This is a genomic window from Methyloversatilis sp. (genome assembly GCF_965284615.1).
Taxonomy (GTDB): domain Bacteria; phylum Pseudomonadota; class Gammaproteobacteria; order Burkholderiales; family Rhodocyclaceae; genus Methyloversatilis.
The window spans coordinates 1,886,737-1,903,028 of record NZ_OZ260098.1 but is presented as its reverse complement, the minus strand read 5'-3'; the positions used below and the strand labels follow the sequence as shown (position 1 = coordinate 1,903,028).

At 66.3% G+C, this 16,292-nt stretch carries 17 protein-coding genes; 8 read left to right on the top strand and 9 right to left on the bottom strand.

The genetic code is table 11. The features are described from left to right. Positions 1 to 81: 81 nt before the first annotated feature. The 4 genes from pip (at position 82) to ACQ66H_RS09095 (ending at position 4,239) form a co-directional block, all read left to right on the top strand. Positions 82 to 1,038 (top strand): prolyl aminopeptidase, encoded by a 957-nt coding sequence (gene pip, locus ACQ66H_RS09110; protein WP_430433743.1) that lies wholly within the window; start codon positions 82 to 84, stop codon positions 1,036 to 1,038. Next, complete coding sequence (locus tag ACQ66H_RS09105; RefSeq protein ID WP_430433742.1) at positions 1,035 to 2,381, top strand: ATP-binding protein; 1,347 nt, start codon at positions 1,035 to 1,037, stop codon at positions 2,379 to 2,381. Before pip ends, ACQ66H_RS09105 begins: the two co-directional genes overlap by 4 nt. A gap of 14 nt (positions 2,382 to 2,395) precedes the next feature. Continuing rightward, entirely contained in the window at positions 2,396 to 3,034 is a 639-nt protein-coding gene (locus tag ACQ66H_RS09100) for a response regulator (RefSeq protein WP_430433741.1), read from the top strand. A 404-nt stretch (positions 3,035 to 3,438) separates the two neighbouring features. Next, a complete protein-coding gene (locus tag ACQ66H_RS09095) occupies positions 3,439 to 4,239 on the top strand; it encodes a S1 family peptidase (RefSeq protein ID WP_024300487.1) in 801 nt (266 codons plus the stop codon). A 62-nt stretch (positions 4,240 to 4,301) separates the two neighbouring features. Here ACQ66H_RS09095 and ACQ66H_RS09090 read toward each other — a convergent pair whose 3' ends face one another. The 8 genes from ACQ66H_RS09090 to ACQ66H_RS09055 form a co-directional block, all read right to left on the bottom strand. Beyond that, positions 4,302 to 6,518: a sodium-translocating pyrophosphatase gene (locus ACQ66H_RS09090; RefSeq protein ID WP_430433740.1), complete on the bottom strand. Its 2,217-nt coding sequence runs from the start codon at positions 6,516 to 6,518 to the stop codon at positions 4,302 to 4,304. A gap of 173 nt (positions 6,519 to 6,691) precedes the next feature. After that, positions 6,692 to 7,948 (bottom strand): 6-phosphofructokinase, encoded by a 1,257-nt coding sequence (locus tag ACQ66H_RS09085; RefSeq protein WP_430433739.1) that lies wholly within the window; start codon positions 7,946 to 7,948, stop codon positions 6,692 to 6,694. 5 nt (positions 7,949 to 7,953) lie between these two features. Beyond that, positions 7,954 to 8,607 (bottom strand): adenylate kinase, encoded by a 654-nt coding sequence (adk, locus tag ACQ66H_RS09080; protein WP_430433738.1) that lies wholly within the window; start codon positions 8,605 to 8,607, stop codon positions 7,954 to 7,956. Positions 8,608 to 8,729: 122 nt separating this feature from the next. Beyond that, entirely contained in the window at positions 8,730 to 9,494 is a 765-nt protein-coding gene (gene kdsB, locus ACQ66H_RS09075) for a 3-deoxy-manno-octulosonate cytidylyltransferase (RefSeq protein ID WP_430433737.1), read from the bottom strand. A 17-nt stretch (positions 9,495 to 9,511) separates the two neighbouring features. Then, on the bottom strand, positions 9,512 to 9,721 hold the full coding sequence (locus tag ACQ66H_RS09070) for a Trm112 family protein (protein ID WP_020164379.1): 210 nt from the start codon (positions 9,719 to 9,721) through the stop codon (positions 9,512 to 9,514). After that, on the bottom strand, positions 9,702 to 10,709 hold the full coding sequence (gene lpxK, locus ACQ66H_RS09065) for a tetraacyldisaccharide 4'-kinase (RefSeq protein WP_430433736.1): 1,008 nt from the start codon (positions 10,707 to 10,709) through the stop codon (positions 9,702 to 9,704). Before lpxK ends, ACQ66H_RS09070 begins: the two co-directional genes overlap by 20 nt. Continuing rightward, entirely contained in the window at positions 10,706 to 11,134 is a 429-nt protein-coding gene (locus ACQ66H_RS09060; RefSeq protein WP_430433735.1) for an ExbD/TolR family protein, read from the bottom strand. The genes lpxK and ACQ66H_RS09060 overlap by 4 nt, the downstream gene beginning before the upstream one ends. Before the next feature lie 9 nt (positions 11,135 to 11,143). Further along, positions 11,144 to 11,755, bottom strand: coding sequence for a MotA/TolQ/ExbB proton channel family protein (locus ACQ66H_RS09055; protein WP_430433734.1), 612 nt, complete (start codon positions 11,753 to 11,755; stop codon positions 11,144 to 11,146). A gap of 239 nt (positions 11,756 to 11,994) precedes the next feature. On the opposite strand from ACQ66H_RS09055, the gene xseA reads away from it, so the two are divergent. From xseA to ACQ66H_RS09035, 4 genes are all read left to right on the top strand, one after another. After that, entirely contained in the window at positions 11,995 to 13,353 is a 1,359-nt protein-coding gene (gene xseA / locus ACQ66H_RS09050) for an exodeoxyribonuclease VII large subunit (protein WP_430433733.1), read from the top strand. Between the two features lie 75 nt (positions 13,354 to 13,428). Then, positions 13,429 to 14,016, top strand: a complete 588-nt coding sequence (locus tag ACQ66H_RS09045; RefSeq protein ID WP_304031945.1) for a superoxide dismutase — start codon at positions 13,429 to 13,431, stop codon at positions 14,014 to 14,016. Positions 14,017 to 14,164: 148 nt separating this feature from the next. Then, complete coding sequence (locus tag ACQ66H_RS09040; RefSeq protein ID WP_304003482.1) at positions 14,165 to 14,554, top strand: 4a-hydroxytetrahydrobiopterin dehydratase; 390 nt, start codon at positions 14,165 to 14,167, stop codon at positions 14,552 to 14,554. 8 nt (positions 14,555 to 14,562) lie between these two features. Beyond that, entirely contained in the window at positions 14,563 to 15,717 is a 1,155-nt protein-coding gene (locus ACQ66H_RS09035; protein ID WP_430433732.1) for a GNAT family N-acetyltransferase, read from the top strand. Positions 15,718 to 15,724: 7 nt separating this feature from the next. Here ACQ66H_RS09035 and ppa read toward each other — a convergent pair whose 3' ends face one another. Further along, entirely contained in the window at positions 15,725 to 16,273 is a 549-nt protein-coding gene (ppa, locus tag ACQ66H_RS09030; protein WP_019918568.1) for an inorganic diphosphatase, read from the bottom strand. Between the last annotated feature and the right edge of the window lie 19 nt (positions 16,274 to 16,292).

The following is a 16,292-nucleotide window of genomic DNA, read 5'->3' as shown; positions in this document are numbered from 1 at the left end:
GCAGCATGTGTCTCGCCCACGCATGGGCTACCATCAGCGCCCCGCACCCACACCCTGCCCCACCCCATGCTGCATGCACCGATGGAACCCTTCGATCACGGCTGGCTCGACGTCGGTCAGGGCCATCGCGTCTATTACGAACAGTGCGGCAACCCGCAGGGCAAGCCGGCACTGTATCTGCACGGTGGCCCGGGCTCAGGCTGCTCGCCACGCCAGCGCCGCTTCTTCGATCCGGCGGTGTACCGCGCCGTGCTGTTCGACCAGCGCGGCTGCGGCCGCAGCACGCCGCTGGGCGATACCGCGCACAACCACAGCGATGCGCTGATCGCCGACATCGAGGCGCTGCGCCGCCACCTGGGCATCGAGCACTGGCTGGTATTCGGCGGCTCCTGGGGCGCGACGCTGGCGGCGACCTATGCCGCGCGCCACCGTGAGGCCTGCAGTGGCGTGCTGCTGCGCGGCCTCTTCCTCGGCGGACGCCAAGACATCGACAGCTTCTTCCATGGCGCTGCGACGCTGGCGCCCGAAGCGCACGAGCAGTTCATGCAGGTCGTCCCGGCGCGTTGGCGCAGCCGTGTCGTCGTCTGGCTCGACCGCGTGTTCTCGTCCGGCGACAACGCGCGCATCGACCGCGCCGTACTGGCCTGGCGCGCCTGGGAACACGCACTCGGTGCGTGGCCGGAACGCACCGTGCCGGCCGAGCCGAGCGCGGACGAGTGGCCGCTGCTGCGTGCGCGCTACCGCGTGCAGTCGCACTATCTGGCGCACCGCTGCTTCATCGGCGAAGCGAAGGTGATGGACGCGATCGCCCGTCTGCACGGGCTGCCGGTCGCCTTAGTGCACGGCACCAACGACCTGATCTGCCGGCCGCAGAACGCCTGGCGTGCCCACCGCACGCTGGCGGGCAGCCGGCTGGCCTGGGCACAGGGCGCCGGCCACGACCCCTTCCATCCGGCGAGCCTCAGGCTGCTCGGATCGGCGCTGGCCGCGCACGCGCGGGACGGACATTTCGACGCCTGGCCGGGAGAACCGTCGTGAGTCTCAGACTGAAGCTGAACCTGCTGATCGCCGCCGTCATCCTGACCTTCACCAGCACCATGCTGACGATGGAACTGATGGGCACGCGGCGCGCCGTCGGCGAAGAAATCGAGGCGGCGAACCGGGTGGCCACCCAGTTGCTGTCGCGCGTGGCGCTGGTCTACGCCAACATGGGTTCGCCGGCGCTGGTCGATTTCCTGTACCGGCTCGGTCGCGTGCGCGCCACCGAAATCCATCTGGTCGACAGCAGCGGCGTGAAGCTCTACACCTCGCCGCCCTCGCCTTACAAGGCCGGCCGCGACGCACCCGAGTGGTACTCGAACGCGATACTGCCCAAGCGGCCACGCCAGGAAATCACGCTGAACGACGGCGCGCGACTGGTGGTCGAGGCTGACGCTTCGCGCGCCATTCTCGACGGCTGGGACGAGGCGGTGCAGCTGCTGATCGCCGGATCGATCGCGCTGCTGCTGGGCAACGGCATCGTGTTCTGGCTGGTCGGCCGCGAGACCCGTCCGTTCAACACTATCGTGCGCGGGCTCGAACACATGCGTGCCGGCGACTATCACACGCGGCTGCCGCCGCTGCCCGGCAAGGAAGCCCGATCGATGGCCCTGGCCTTCAACCGGATGGCACAGGCCATCGAGGACAACATGAATGCCCGGCAGGAAGCGCTCGAAGCGCGCAGCAATCTGGAAGAGAACCGCGAACTGACGCAGTTCATCCAGAGTCGCATCGAGGAGGAGCGACGCGACATCGCGCGCGAGCTGCACGACGAAATGGGCCAGGCGGTCACCGCGATCAAGAGCATGGGCCTGTCGATCGCGCGACGCGACGCACAGTCCGATCCGCGCAGTGCGGAGGCGGCCAACCTGATCGTCGAGACGGCCAATCACCTCTACGACGTGATGCACAGCATCATCCCGAAGCTGCGACCGCTGGCGCTGGACAATCTCGGGCTGGAGGATGCGCTGGAAGATCTGGTGTCGGAGTGGCGGCGCCACCATCCGGACATGCAGTTCGAACTGCAGATGCATGACCTGCCGGAGGCGCCGGGTGACTCCTTCAAGCTGGCCGCCTATCGCATCGTGCAGGAGGCGGTGACCAATGCACTCAAGCACGCGCACGCCCGGAAAATCATGATTTCGCTGCACGGGTCGGAACGGTCGCTGGAGCTGTCGGTCGAGGACGATGGCACCGGTCTGGAAAAGGGCTGGGCACAGAAGCGCGGACACCACGGCGTACGCGGCATGCGCGAGCGCGCGCAGGCACTCGGCGGCGAACTTGAACTGCAGCCGCGCGACGGTGGGGGTACCCGGGTGTTCGCGCGACTGCCGATGGATTGAGGGGGAGAACAACAATGGGACCGATCAAGGTCATGCTGGTGGACGACCACGCGGTCGTCCGCATGGGATTCAAGCTGCTGCTCGCCGCCTGCGAGGACATCGAGGTGATCGGCGAGGCAGACAGCGGCGAAGTGGCCTACCAGCGCTACACCGAACTGAAGCCGGACGTGATCGTGATGGACCTGTCGATGCCCGGCATGGGCGGCATCGAGGCCGTGCGGCGACTGACCGCACGCGACAAGGGCGTGCGCATCCTGGCGCTGTCGGCGCACGAGGACACGGCGCATCCGAAACGGGTGCTGAAGGCGGGCGCCACCGGTTACCTGTCGAAGCGCGGCGCGCCGGAGGCGCTGATCGACGCGGTGCGCACGGTGGCCGCCGGCCGCATGTATCTGGACGCCGAAATCGCGCAGAAGCTGGCGATGCAGGACGTGACCGGCACGCAGAATCCGGTCGAGGCGCTGTCGGAGCGTGAGTTCGAGGTGTTCATCCACCTCGCCCGCGGGCAGTCGGTGAACCAGATCGCCGAAACCCTGCATCTGTTGACGTCCACCGTCGGTACCCATCTTTACAACGTGAAGCAGAAACTCGGCGCATCCAACCAGGCCGAACTGACGCTGATTGCACTTCGCAACGGCCTGATCGAGGCCTGACGTCGATCTGCAACACATCCATCGCACCAGTCCGGTGCGATGGATGTGTTTGCAGTGCTTCATTTTCGGTCACGACCTTCCACATTCCGGCCATCCGGACGTCGCGTCGTCGTACGCCCGATCCGCGACGATCTCCCGCATCGGGGCCACAGTCTTTTGTTGCAACGCAACATCGGGAAGCTTTCCCGATGCGGGTTTCCACGTCGTCGTGCCCGCAACAGGACCGTCCCCCGCCTCCACCGCAGCGCCTGAAGCGCCCTTCGGCGACGGCGCTGGCACGCTTCTCGCTGATACCGCTCGTCAGCTGACACACCTACAACCTCATACATACACAGCCATGTTCCGTTAGTCAGTTCATCGCCACCGGGTCCGGCCAGGATCCGGAAGCCAGCAAGGAGATCGTCATGCGTGCCCTTGGATTGCTGTTTCTGCTCACCGTCGCTCAGGCTTCACACGCCAGTGCCGAGCGATACATCCAGTTGTCGATGCACGTGGTGAAGGTGCTGGCGGCGAACGCCGACGGACGCATCAACACCGGCACGGGCGTGCAGATCGACGACACGCACGTGATCACCAACTGTCACGTGGTCGGCATCGCAACGAACGTGATCGTGGCCCGAGGCAGCAGCGGCGTACCGGCGCAGGCCAGTTCGGTCGATCCGCGCCACGACCTGTGCGTGATGACCACGCCGCACGCGATGGGCCGACCGGTGGACATGGCCACCTCGCGCACACTGAAGGTGGGCGACACGGTGCACGCGGTCGGCTTCTCCGGCGGCAAGGCGCTGTCGATGAGCGACGGCCAGGTGACCGCGCTGCACGAAATGGATGGCGCGCTGGTGATCGAAACCGACGCCTCCTTCCAGCAGGGTGCATCCGGCGGCGCGCTGTTCGATGCCGACGGCCGTCTGGTCGGTGTGCTCACCTTCTTCATTCCGGGCATGAAGCGTCACTTCGCGGTGCCGGTGGAATGGGTGCACAGCGGCATCGCCGCGTCAGGACTGCCCTTGCGCGACGCCACCCCGCCGTTCTGGGCCGCCGCCGACGAGGACAAGCCCTACTTCCTGCGCGCCATCCAGCACGAGAACGACGGCGACTGGGGCCGCCTGCAGGCGGTGGCGAAGGAGTGGGTGGAAGCCGAACCGAACAACAGCGCCGCGATCAAGGCTGCGGTGCGCGCCAGCCAGCTGCCGCCGCTGCGCTGAACGATAGGTACAAAAAAGCCGGCCCCGCGGGGCCGGCTTTTCTTCGTCCCTGCACAGTGGCCTTATCTGGTCTGCGTCAGTTGTTGCACCTGAGCTTGCAACGGAGCTTGCGCCTGAGACAGCTGCACCACCTGCTTCACCTGTATCGCCTGAGCGGTCGGTTGTACCGGCGCTGCGGCGTGCGTCGCGCCGGTGGCCGACGGCAGCAGCGGCACGATGAGCAAGGCCACGATGTTGATGATCTTGATCAGCGGGTTCACCGCCGGGCCGGCGGTGTCCTTGTACGGATCTCCGACCGTGTCACCGGTCACCGCAGCCTTGTGCGCCTCCGAGCCCTTGCCGCCGAAGTGGCCGTCCTCGATGTACTTCTTCGCGTTGTCCCAGGCGCCGCCGCCGGTGGTCATCGAAATCGCGACGAACAGGCCGGTCACGATGGTGCCCATCAGCACGCCGCCCAGCGCCTGCACACCGGCCTGCGGCCCCATCAGGAAGGCGATGCCGAAGGCGACGACGACCGGCACCAGAACCGGCAGCAAGGACGGAATCATCATTTCCTTGATCGCCGCCACGGTCAGCATGTTGACCGCGCGCGAATAATCGGGCTTGGCCGTGCCTTCCATGATGCCGGGGATTTCCTTGAACTGGCGACGGACCTCGACCACCACGGCACCCGCTGAACGGCCAACCGCTTCCATCGCCATGGCGCCGAACAGGTAGGGAATCAGGCCGCCGATGAACAGGCCGATGATGACCGCCGGATTGGCCAGATCGAAAGCCACGCTGTGGCCGACCGCTTCCAGCGCGTGCGTGTAGTCGGCGAACAGCACCAGTGCGGCCAGACCGGCCGAGCCGATGGCATAACCCTTGGTCACCGCCTTGGTGGTGTTGCCGACGGCGTCCAGCGGGTCGGTCACCGCGCGCACCGAATCCGGCAGTTCCGACATTTCGGCGATGCCGCCGGCGTTGTCGGTGATCGGGCCGTAGGCATCGAGCGCGACGATGATGCCGGACATGCTGAGCATCGAAGTCGCTGCGATGGCGATGCCGTACAGGCCGCCCAGCGTGTAGGCCGCCCAGATCGCCGCGCACACGGCCAGCACCGGCCAGGCGCAGGACTTCATCGACACGCCGAGGCCGGCGATGATGTTGGTGCCGTGCCCTGTGGTCGAGGCCTCCGCGATGTGCTTCACCGGCTTGAAATCGGTGCCGGTGTAGTACTCGGTGATCACCACCATCAGGCCGGTCAGCACGAGGCCTACGACCGCCGCGCCGTACAACCGCATCTGCGCACCGTCGTAGATGCCCATCGACGCATTGAGCGCATCGTCCGGCATCAGCATCGTGGTGAGCGGGTAGAACGCGATCAGCGCCAGCACACCGGCGACGATGAGGCCGCGGTAGAGGCCGTTCATGATCTTCTGGCCCGGCTTCGTCTTGACGAACATGCAGCCGATGATGGACGCGATGATCGAGAAGCCGCCCAGCGCCAGCGGGTAGATCACCGCCGCCTCGGCATTCGACTTCAGCATCAGCGCCCCAAGCAGCATGGTCGCCACCGTCGTCACCGCGTAGGTTTCGAACAGGTCGGCCGCCATGCCCGCGCAGTCGCCGACGTTGTCACCGACGTTGTCGGCGATCACCGCCGGGTTGCGCGGATCATCTTCCGGAATGCCGGCTTCGACCTTGCCCACCAGGTCGGCACCGACGTCGGCCCCCTTGGTGAAGATGCCGCCGCCCAGACGGGCGAAGATCGATATCAGCGACGAGCCGAAACCGAGGCCGATCAGCGGATGGATGATCTGGTCTATGGTCGCGTCATGCGCCGCCGAGCCCTTCAGGATCGCGTAGTAGCCTGCCACCCCCAGCAGGCCCAGGCCGACCACCAGCATGCCGGTGATGGCTCCGCCGCGAAAGGCGACGTCAAAGGCTTCGGAAATGCCCTTGCGCGCGGCTTCCGCCGTACGCACGTTGGCGCGGACCGACACGTTCATGCCGATGTAGCCGGCTGCACCAGAGAGCACCGCGCCGATGACGAAACCGGCCGCGGTGGACATGCCCAAGGTGACTGCGAGGAGGATGGTCAGGACGACACCGACGATGGCGATCGTGCGGTACTGACGGTTGAGATAGGCCTTCGCCCCTTCCTGCACGGCGTCGGCAATCTCTCGCATTCGAGGATTGCCGGAAGGTTGGGCAAGGATCCACTTGCTGGATACGGCGCCATACACGATGGCCACCACTGCGCACACGAGTGCGAACCACAGACCGAACGACGACATCACCCCTCCTCTTGTTTTGACTGCGTGCAACGAAAGGGCGGCGCCGTGACCCCGCCCCGGAAGCAGCGAGCAACCTTGTGGGTTGCCGGACACGCGCCCCTGCGGCGCCTGCCCTGGTATGTCATCCGCACGCCGGGGAGCGTGCGGCTACAAGCGGTGCGTCTTCGACCCGGTCAGCCCGAGAACGGCGGCAGCGTGCGCGGCACGCTTTCGTTCTTCAGGCTGACATAGGCCGGCAGTCCATTCACGTAGGGCGGATAGTCCTCACCTTCGATCAGGGGCTGCAGGTATTTCCGGCAGGCCTCGGTGATGCCAAAGCCATCGTCGGAAATGAAATGCCTGGGCATCATCTTCTCGCGGTTCGCAACGTCCTGCAGTTGCGCCACGTCAATCTTCCATGCATAGGGCGTATCGGACACGCGCACGATGGCGGGCATGACCGCATTGCGGCCCTCGATCGCCAGTTCGACCGCACGGCGGCCGAGCGCATAGGCCTGCTCTGCATCGGTGCCCGACGCGATGTGGCGACCACTGCGCTGCAGGTAGTCCGGCAGCGCCCAGTGGTATTTGTGGCCGAGCTTCGTCTTGATCAGTTCGGCGATCTGCTGACCGACGCCGCCCAGCTGGGCATGACCGAAGGCGTCACGCGTGCCGGACTCGGCCAGCAGCTTGCCGTCGGCGCCACGCAGGCCCTCGGACACCGCGATGGCGCAGAAGTCGTGCTCACGCACGCAGGCGTTGACGCGCGCCAGGAAGGCCGCCTCGTCGAACGGAATTTCGGGGAACAGTAGGATATGTGGCGCCTCGGCCGGCGTGCGCGCGGCCAGACCCGCAGCGGCAGTGATCCAGCCGGCATGGCGGCCCATCACTTCCATCACGAAAATCTTGGTGGACGTGCGCGCCATCGAGGCGACGTCCAGACCGGCTTCCATCATCGACACCGCGACATACTTCGCCACCGAGCCGAAGCCCGGGCAGTTGTCGGTCTCGACCAGATCATTGTCCACCGTCTTCGGAATGCCGACGCAGGTGAGCGGGTAATGCAGCTTCTCGGCGATCTGCGACACCTTCCACGCGGTGTCCATCGAATCGTTGCCGCCGTTGTAGAGGAAGTAACGGATGTCGTGCGCGCGGAACACCTCGATCAGCCGCGCGTACTGCGCGCGGCTCTCTTCGAGGCCTTTCAGCTTGTAGCGGCAGGAGCCGAAAGCGCCACCCGGCGTGTGACGCAGGGCGGCGATGGACGCGTCGCTTTCCAGCGAGGTATCGATCAGGTCTTCGTGCAGCGCACCGAGGATGCCGTTGCGCCCGGCGAACACCTTGCCGATCACGTCGCCATGCTCACGCGCCGCCTGGATGACGCCGCAGGCGGTCGCGTTGATGACCGCCGTGACGCCACCGGACTGCGCGTAGAACAGGTTTGCGGCCATGCAGATCAGGCCAGCGCGTCGAAGGCGCGCTGTTTCACTTCGTTGACCGGACCGACGCCGGAGATGGCGCGGTACTTCGGTGCGCCCGGCTCGCCGCGCTGCGCCCAGCCGGAGTAGTACTCGACCAGCGGACGGGTCTGCGAGTGGTACACGTCGAGACGCTTGCGCACCACTTCCTCGCGGTCGTCGTCACGCTGCACCAGCGGTTCGCCGGTCACGTCGTCCTTGCCTTCGACCTTCGGCGGGTTGAACACCACGTGATAGGTGCGGCCCGACGCGATGTGGGCACGGCGGCCGCTCATGCGGGTGATGATGTCCTGGTCCGGCACCTGGATCTCGAGCACGAAGTCGATCGGCACGCCGGCCGCCTTCATCGCGTCGGCCTGCGGAATCGTGCGCGGGAAGCCGTCGAACATGTAGCCGGCCTTGCAGTCGTCTTCCTTCAGACGGTCCTTGACCAGATTGATGATGAGGTCGTCGGACACGAGGCCGCCGGCGTCCATCACCTTCTTCGCCTCGATGCCCAGCGGCGTGCCGGCCTTGACGGCGGCGCGCAGCATGTCACCGGTGGAAATCTGCGGGATGTTGAAGCGTTCCTTGATGAAGGTCGCCTGAGTGCCCTTGCCTGCGCCCGGCGGGCCCAGAAGTATGAGACGCATGTCCTCTCCTGATGTGAGTCTGTTTTTTGGATTCTGGTGGAACAGTGCGCGCGCCGCGGCAAACGCAATGCCAGCGGGCGCGACGTTACCGCCAACGGGAAGCGCGGTCAAACGGCAATGCGTCAGACCGTGCCGGTGGAAAACAGCGCGCGCACGCGCTCCAGATCGTCCGGCGTATCGACACCGGCGTGCGGCATCGGTACGTCGGCCACCACGCGGATGCGGTAGCCGTGCCACAGCGCGCGCAGTTGTTCGAGTGCTTCGACCTGCTCAATCGGTGCCGGATCGAGGCGCGCGTTGCGCTGCAGGAAACGCACGCGGTAGGCGTAGATGCCGATGTGGCGCTGCGCACCCAGCGCGGCCGGCAGCGTGTCGCGCGACGTGGCGAAATCATCGCGCGCCCACGGAATCGGCGCGCGCGAGAAATACATCGCGCGGCCGTGGATGTCGCAGATCACCTTGACCACCGCCGGATTGAAGAAATCGGCCGCTTCCGCGATGGCGCTGCTGGCGGTGGCGATCGACGACTCGGGGTCCTGATCGAGCGCGAGCGCGACCTGGCGGATCAGATCGGGATCGATCAGCGGCTCGTCGCCCTGCACGTTCACCACCACGGAAGCCGGCGACCAGCCCAGTTTCTCCGCCACTTCGGCGATGCGGTCGGTGCCGGTGGCGTGATCGCTGCGCGTCATCACCGCCTCGTAGCCGTGGGCGCGCACCGCATCGGCAATGGCTTCGTGGTCGGTGGCGATCACCAGCGCCTCGGCGCCGCTCTGCGCGGCGCGCTGCGCCACGCGCACCACCATCGGCAGACCACCGATGTCGAGCAGCGGCTTGCCCGGCAGCCGGGTCGATGCGTGGCGGGCGGGAATGACGACCTTGAACATGATGACCTCCCCGTCGCTCAGCCGTTGCGGCCAGCCGGCTCGCGCAGCGCGGCGACTTCTTCCTCGCTCATTTCACGTGCTTCGTCTTCGAGCATGACCGGAATGCCGTCGCGGATCGGATACGCCAGGCGGCTGGCCTTGCACTGCAGCTCGTTGCGTGCGCGGTCGAGCACCAGCGGGGCCTTGGTGACCGGGCAGACGAGAATTTCAAGAAGACGTGGATCCATGCTTCAACTCCGCTAGACGGGTCGCGATGTAACCCGCCAGATCAGGGTCGAGGTGTGCCTCGACCGGCAATACCCACATCGGGGTGTCCGACAATCCGTGACATTTTACCGCGTCCTTCTCCGTCAGCAGCAGCGCATCGCAGCCGGGGAAGGCGAGGTCCTGCGCCGAGTACACGTGATGATCGGGAAACGGATGCGCGACGAACTCGAGCCCGAGCGCGCGCAGGTGATCAAAGAAGCGTGCCGGCTCGCCGATGCCGGCGACCGCATGCAGGCGTAGCCCGCCCAGATCGGCCGCCGCCGCCTGCTGTCCGGGACGATCGAGCCGATGGAAGCGCTCGCCGTGCAGACGCATGCAGAAGGCGGTGCGGACACCCTCAGGCGGCGTCGGCAAGCCGTTCAGCACCACCGCATCGACCGTACGCAGGCGAGCCGGCGGTTCGCGCAAGGGCCCTGCCGGCAGGTGGAAACCATTCATGACACCGCGCCTGTCGAGTACCGCAATCTCGACGTCGCGAGCCAGCGCGTAGTGCTGCAGGCCGTCGTCGCACAGCACGAGGTCGCACTCGGGATGAGCCGCCAGCCCGGCCCGTGCGGCATCGGCACGACGGCGACCGACCCACACCGGCAGGCCGCTGCGCCGCGCCAGCAGCACCGGTTCGTCGCCCGATTGGGTGACGTCGGCCCGGGCGTTGACCTCATGCACGGCATCGGCGCGACCGCCGTAGCCGCGTGTGACGATGAGGGGGCGCCAGCCGCGCTCGGCGAGCGCGCGAGCGAGGTAGAGCGTGAGCGGCGTCTTGCCGGCACCACCGGCGATGAGGTTGCCGACGACGATCACCGGCACCGGCAGACGGTCTACACGCATCAGTCCCGCGCGGAAAGCGGCGCGTCGCAGCGCAGATACGAGACGGAACAGCAGCGACAGCGGCCACAGCAGCCAGGCCGCGACGCCGCGGCTGCGCCACAGCGCGGGCGCGGTGCTCATCGGCCGCCGGACGCGTCGGACTGGGTGGCGAAGGAAATGCCGGCGATGCCGGCGCGCTGCGCTGCCTGCATCACGTCGATCGACGACTGCAGCCGCGCGTCCTTGTCGGACGAGATGATGACCACCGGCTCCTGCTTGCCCGACGCCGCCTTCGCCAGTGCCTCGGCCAGCACGTCGGCGTTGCCGGCCGCCACCGGCAGGCGATTGATCAGGATGTCGCCGCGCGCGGTGATGAGCACATTGATCTCGCGATCAGTCGCCTCCGCTTCCGGTGCTTCGGCACTGGGCAGCGTGATTTCGAGGCCGGCCGTTTTCGAGTAGGTGGTGGTCACCATCAGGAAGATGAGGATGACCAGCAGCACGTCGATCAGCGGGATCAGATTGATTTCGAGCTCTTCACGCCCGCGGCCGCGTCGGAAATTCATGAGGCGTCCTTACTTCGCGGCGCGCTCGCCGTGCACCACCTCGACCAGCTTGATCGCCTGCTGCTCCATATCGACGATGAAGTCGTTGACGCGACCGCGGAAGTAGCGGTGGAAAATCAGCGCCGGAATCGCCACCAGCAGACCGAAGCCGGTGTTGTACAGCGCGATCGAGATGCCACTGGCCAGTTGCTGCGGATTGCTGCCGGTGGCGGTCTGCGAACCGAAGATTTCGATCATGCCGACCACCGTACCGAACAGGCCCATCAGCGGCGCCGCCGCAGCGATGGTGCCCAGCGTGGTCAGATAACGTTCGAGGTCATGCGTAACCGCGCGCCCCTCCTCCTCGATCGCCTCCTTCATCACCTCGCGGGAACTGCGCACATTGCGCAGGCCGGCGGCCAGCACGCGGCCCAGCGGCGAGTGCGCGGCAACGCGGCGTATCATGTCGGCGTTCGGCTGACCGCCCTTCAGGTCGGTGGCGATGGATTCGAGCAGACCCGGCGGCACGACCTTGCTTCGACGCAGGCTGGCCAGACGTTCGATGATCAGCGCGACGGCGATGACGGAGGCGGCTATCAGCGGCCAGATCGGCCAGCCGGCCGCGCGGATGATCTCAAACACGTAGAGCCCCTTCGTGAACAAGCGGCGAACTGTAGCTTGCACGACGAGGGGCGGCAACCCTGGGACATCGCCGGCGATGCGGCCGACGAGGTTATCCACAGAAATTGTGGATAACTGTGTGGGTTTTGTCTGAGCGGCTTTGCTAACTCGCCTCGGGGTAAGCGTTTTCCTTACGCCGATCAAAAATTAAGCTTCCATGACAGCCGCGTCGGTGTTGACGACGTCGCGAAAATCGATTCATGAATACAGTCAATGAAGACAGCAAGGGCTCTGCCGCCATCGCCGTGTCGGAGCTCGCGCGACGCGCGCGTCTCGCGCTGGAGCGCCAGTTTCCGGTGCTCTGGGTCAGTGGCGAGCTGTCCGGTGTGACACGGGCCGCATCAGGCCATCTTTACTTCTCGCTGAAGGACGAGGCGGCGCAGGTGCGTTGCGTCATGTTCCGCGGCCGCAGCCAGTTGCTGCCCTTCGAACCGAAGGCGGGACTGCGGGTGGAGGTGCGCGCCCAGGTGTCGCTGTACGAGGCGCGCGGCGATTTTCAGCTCACCGTCAACGCCATGCGCCGCGCCGGTGTCGGCGATCTGTACGAAGCCTTCCTCCGGCTGAAGGCGCACCTCGCGGCCGAAGGCCTGTTCGACGCGGCGCGCAAGCGGCCGCTGCCCGCCCTGCCCGCCCGGCTGGCCATCGTCACCTCACCGGGCGCGGCGGCACTGCGCGACGTGCTGGCGGCGCTGGCAAGGCGCGCACCGCATCTGGAGATCGTGCTGCTGCCCTGTCTGGTGCAGGGCGTAGACGCCCCGCGGCAGATCGCTACCGCGATCGGTCAGGCGGGCAGCGTCGACGCCGAGGTCGTGCTGCTGGTGCGCGGCGGCGGTTCCGCCGAGGATCTGGCCGCCTTCAACGACGAGCGTGTAGCGCGCGCCATCGCCGCCTGTCCGGTACCGGTGGTCAGCGGCGTCGGCCACGAAACGGATTTCTCGATTGCCGACTTCGTCGCCGATGTGCGCGCAGCGACGCCGACCGCAGCCGCCGAACTGGTCAGCGCCGGCCACGTCGAAGCGGCGGGACGTCTGCGCACGCTGAGTGCCCGTCTTGCCCGGGCGCTGCGCAGCCGGCTCGATGCACACGGGCAGAAACTCGACGACCTCGCCGCCCGACTGCGGCCGCCTGCAAGACAGATGGGCATCGCACACGACAGGCTGCATGGCCTTTACGACAGGCTGCGTCGCGCTCATGCGGCACAGCGGGCACAGGCGCAGCGGCGGGCCGAAGCACTGGCGATGCGCCTGCGGCTCGCACGTCCGACGCAGGCGATGCGGCAGGCAACCCTGTCGCGGCTGGCAGAACAGCTGCGCCACGCCATGCACACCCGCCTGGATCACGCCCGCCAGCGCGCGCACCTCGGCGCGACGCAACTCGCTCAGCTCGATCCGACCGCAGTGCTGTCACGCGGCTACTCCATCGTGCGCGACACCGAGGGCCGCATCGTCCGGGACGCCGCCACGCTGATGCACAGGCAGCCGCTGCGCATAGACTTCGCTCGCGGCCACGCGGACGTCGAAGTCAGCCATTCATACCCGGATTCCGGCGCCGCCGACTGACTCGCCTTGTGCTGACCGATGGCCGGCCATACACTCATGGACTTGGCTTTGAACCGACCGACTGGGAGAAAAAACATGGAACACACCCTGCCTCCGCTGCCCTACGCGCTCGACGCACTGGCACCGCACATTTCTCGTGAAACGCTGGAATTTCACTACGGCAAGCACCATCAAGCCTACGCCACCAACCTGAACAACCTGATCAAGGGCACCGAGTTCGAGAACCTCGACCTGGAAGCCATCGTCAAGAAGGCCCCGGCCGGCGGCGTGTTCAACAACTCGGCCCAGGTGTGGAACCACTCCTTCTTCTGGAACAGCATGAAGCCGGCTGGCGGCGGCGCCCCGAGCGGCGCCCTGGCGGCCGCCATCGACGCCAAGTGGGGCAGCTTCGACGAGTTCAAGAAGGCCTTCAAGGCCTCGGCCGTCGGCAACTTCGGCTCCGGCTGGACCTGGCTGGTGAAAAAGGCCGACGGTACGCTGGACATCGTCAACACCAGCGGCGCCGGCACCCCGCTGACCTCCGACGCCAAGCCGCTGCTGACCATCGATGTGTGGGAACACGCCTACTACATCGACTACCGCAACCGTCGCCCGGATTTCGTGGACACCTTCCTCGCCAGCCTGGCGAACTGGGACTTCGCCGCCGCGAACTTCGCGTCCTGAGCGACCGGCCGGGCCCCCGGGTCCGGCCGAATCCCGCGCGCGCTGCACGGCCCGGCTCGTCTGGTGCATGCAGCGCGTTTTTTCATTCCGGCGTACGCAACGCATGCAGCTTGCAGCGGTCGGAGTGGCGTTACTCAAGGAGACCGATATGTCGCAGTGGAGAAAAGCCGGCCCGAACGAAGCCTTCACGCCGGAGGAAATCGATGCCCGCCTGAAGGCGGAACTGCCGAAGTGGTATTACGAGGACGGCTGGATCCGCCGCAAGTACAAGACCAGCGGCTGGAAGGGCACACTGATGGTGGTGAACACGGTCGGTCATCTGGCCGAGGCCGCCTTCCATCACCCGGATCTCGCCGTGTCCTATGCCTTCGTGATCGTGAAGCTGGTCAATCACGAAGCCAAAGGCGTGACCGAGCGCGACTTCCAGCTGGCGAAGAAGATCGAGGACGTGATCATGTGGCAACCGGGCGCGGAAGAAGGCAGCGCGCTCGCCGGTACGCCGGACGATCCGCGCTTCAAGTACATCAAGTACGACTGATCGCAGGCATGAAGCGCGACAGCCTGCGCGTCGAACGGCATGCGTCGATGGCGGACATCGACGCGGCACAGTGGGACGCGCTCACCGGCGGTCACGCCACGCTGTCGCACGCACTGCTCGACGCTTTCGAGGCGTCCGGCTGCGTGTCGCCCGATACCGGCTGGCAGCCGGATCACCTCGCGCTATACGAAGGCGAGCGTCTGGTCGCCGCCCTGCCCGGCTATCTGAAGTCGCACAGCTACGGCGAATACGTGTTCGACTGGGCCTGGGCCGAGGCGCTGGAGCGCAGCGGACGCGAGTACTACCCCAAGCTGCTGTGCGCCGTGCCCTTCACGCCGGTTCCCGGCCCGCGACTGCTGGCGCAGGACACCGCCGCGCGCGCTGTGCTGCTCGACGCCTGGATCGCACACGCACGTACGCTCGGCGTGTCGTCGGCGCACCTGCTGTTTCCGGACGCCGCGGCACTGGCGGCGATCGACACGTCGAGGCTGCTGCTGCGTGAATCCGTACAGTTCCACTGGCACAACGCCGGCTACCGCAGCCACGACGAATTCCTCGCCACGCTGAGTGCCGACAAGCGCAAGAAGATCCGCCAGGAGCGTCAACGCGTGCGCGACGCCGGCGTCACGCTCAGGCGCATCGACGGCGCCGACATCAGCGACGCGGAACTGGCCCTGTTTGTCGCCTGCTATCGCAACACCTACCGCGTGCGCGGACAGCGCCCATATCTGAATGCCTGCTTCTTCGAGCTGCTGCGCGAACGCACGCCGCAATCACTGATGCTGGTGATCGCGTCGCGTGACGGGCTGGACGTCGCCTGCGCACTGAACCTGCGCGACGACACGCGGCTGTACGGACGCTACTGGGGGGAAATGGAATACGTACCCTGCCTGCATTTCGAGGCCTGCTACCACCAGGGCATCGAATACGCGATCGAACGCGGCCTGCAGGCTTTCGAGGGGGGTGCCCAGGGCGAGCACAAGATGGCGCGCGGTTTCACGCCCGTACGCACGTGGTCGGCGCACTGGCTGCGCGACGAGGACTTTTCCGATGCGGTGGCGCGCTACCTCGAACGGGAGCGCGCCGGCATCGCACTGCACATCAACGAACTGGAGGAGCGCACGCCCTACCGCACGCGCGGCGGGGCGCCGGACTCGCCGTAGTTCGAACTCAGTAGTTCGGCTTCTCTTCGGCCTGCTGATAGCGCTCGACGCCTGCCATGATTTCCTTCTTGGCGTCCTCGATATCGCCCCAGCCCTGCACCTTGACGAACTTGCCCGGCTCGAGATCCTTGTAGTGCTCGAAGAAGTGCGAAATCTGGTCCAGCAGGATCTGCGGCAGGTCGCGCGGGCTCTGCACCGAGCGGTACATCGGAGTGAGCTTGTCCACCGGCACGGCCAGCAGCTTCGCATCCTCACCGGCCTCATCGACCATCTTCAGCATGCCGATCGGACGGCAACGCACGACCACGCCCGGCGGCAGCGCGAACTGCGACATCACCAGCACATCGACCGGGTCACCGTCGCCGGCGATGGTGTGCGGAATGTAGCCGTAGTTGCACGGGTAGTGCATGGCGGTTGACATGAAGCGATCGACGAAGACGGCGCCCGACTCCTTGTCCACTTCGTACTTGACCGGGTCCGAATGCATCGGGATTTCGATCACAACGTTGAAATCGTTGGGCAGATCCTTGCCCGACGGAACTCGTTCCAGACCCATGTCTCGCTCCTTGTGAAAA

Bases quoted from the DNA above. Each gene is read 5' to 3' on its own strand.
- pip (WP_430433743.1), top strand. From the start codon at position 82: ATGGAACCCTTCGATCACGGCTGGCTCGACGTCGGTCAGGGCCATCGC.
- ACQ66H_RS09100 (WP_430433741.1), top strand. From the start codon at position 2,396: ATGGGACCGATCAAGGTCATGCTGGTGGACGACCACGCGGTCGTCCGC.
- ACQ66H_RS09095 (WP_024300487.1), top strand. From the start codon at position 3,439: ATGCGTGCCCTTGGATTGCTGTTTCTGCTCACCGTCGCTCAGGCTTCA.
- ACQ66H_RS09090 (WP_430433740.1), bottom strand. From the start codon at position 6,518: ATGTCGTCGTTCGGTCTGTGGTTCGCACTCGTGTGCGCAGTGGTGGCC.
- ACQ66H_RS09085 (WP_430433739.1), bottom strand. From the start codon at position 7,948: ATGGCCGCAAACCTGTTCTACGCGCAGTCCGGTGGCGTCACGGCGGTC.
- adk (WP_430433738.1), bottom strand. From the start codon at position 8,607: ATGCGTCTCATACTTCTGGGCCCGCCGGGCGCAGGCAAGGGCACTCAG.
- kdsB (WP_430433737.1), bottom strand. From the start codon at position 9,494: ATGTTCAAGGTCGTCATTCCCGCCCGCCACGCATCGACCCGGCTGCCG.
- ACQ66H_RS09070 (WP_020164379.1), bottom strand. From the start codon at position 9,721: ATGGATCCACGTCTTCTTGAAATTCTCGTCTGCCCGGTCACCAAGGCC.
- lpxK (WP_430433736.1), bottom strand. From the start codon at position 10,709: ATGAGCACCGCGCCCGCGCTGTGGCGCAGCCGCGGCGTCGCGGCCTGG.
- ACQ66H_RS09060 (WP_430433735.1), bottom strand. From the start codon at position 11,134: ATGAATTTCCGACGCGGCCGCGGGCGTGAAGAGCTCGAAATCAATCTG.
- xseA (WP_430433733.1), top strand. From the start codon at position 11,995: ATGAATACAGTCAATGAAGACAGCAAGGGCTCTGCCGCCATCGCCGTG.
- ACQ66H_RS09045 (WP_304031945.1), top strand. From the start codon at position 13,429: ATGGAACACACCCTGCCTCCGCTGCCCTACGCGCTCGACGCACTGGCA.
- ACQ66H_RS09040 (WP_304003482.1), top strand. From the start codon at position 14,165: ATGTCGCAGTGGAGAAAAGCCGGCCCGAACGAAGCCTTCACGCCGGAG.
- ACQ66H_RS09035 (WP_430433732.1), top strand. From the start codon at position 14,563: ATGAAGCGCGACAGCCTGCGCGTCGAACGGCATGCGTCGATGGCGGAC.
- ppa (WP_019918568.1), bottom strand. From the start codon at position 16,273: ATGGGTCTGGAACGAGTTCCGTCGGGCAAGGATCTGCCCAACGATTTC.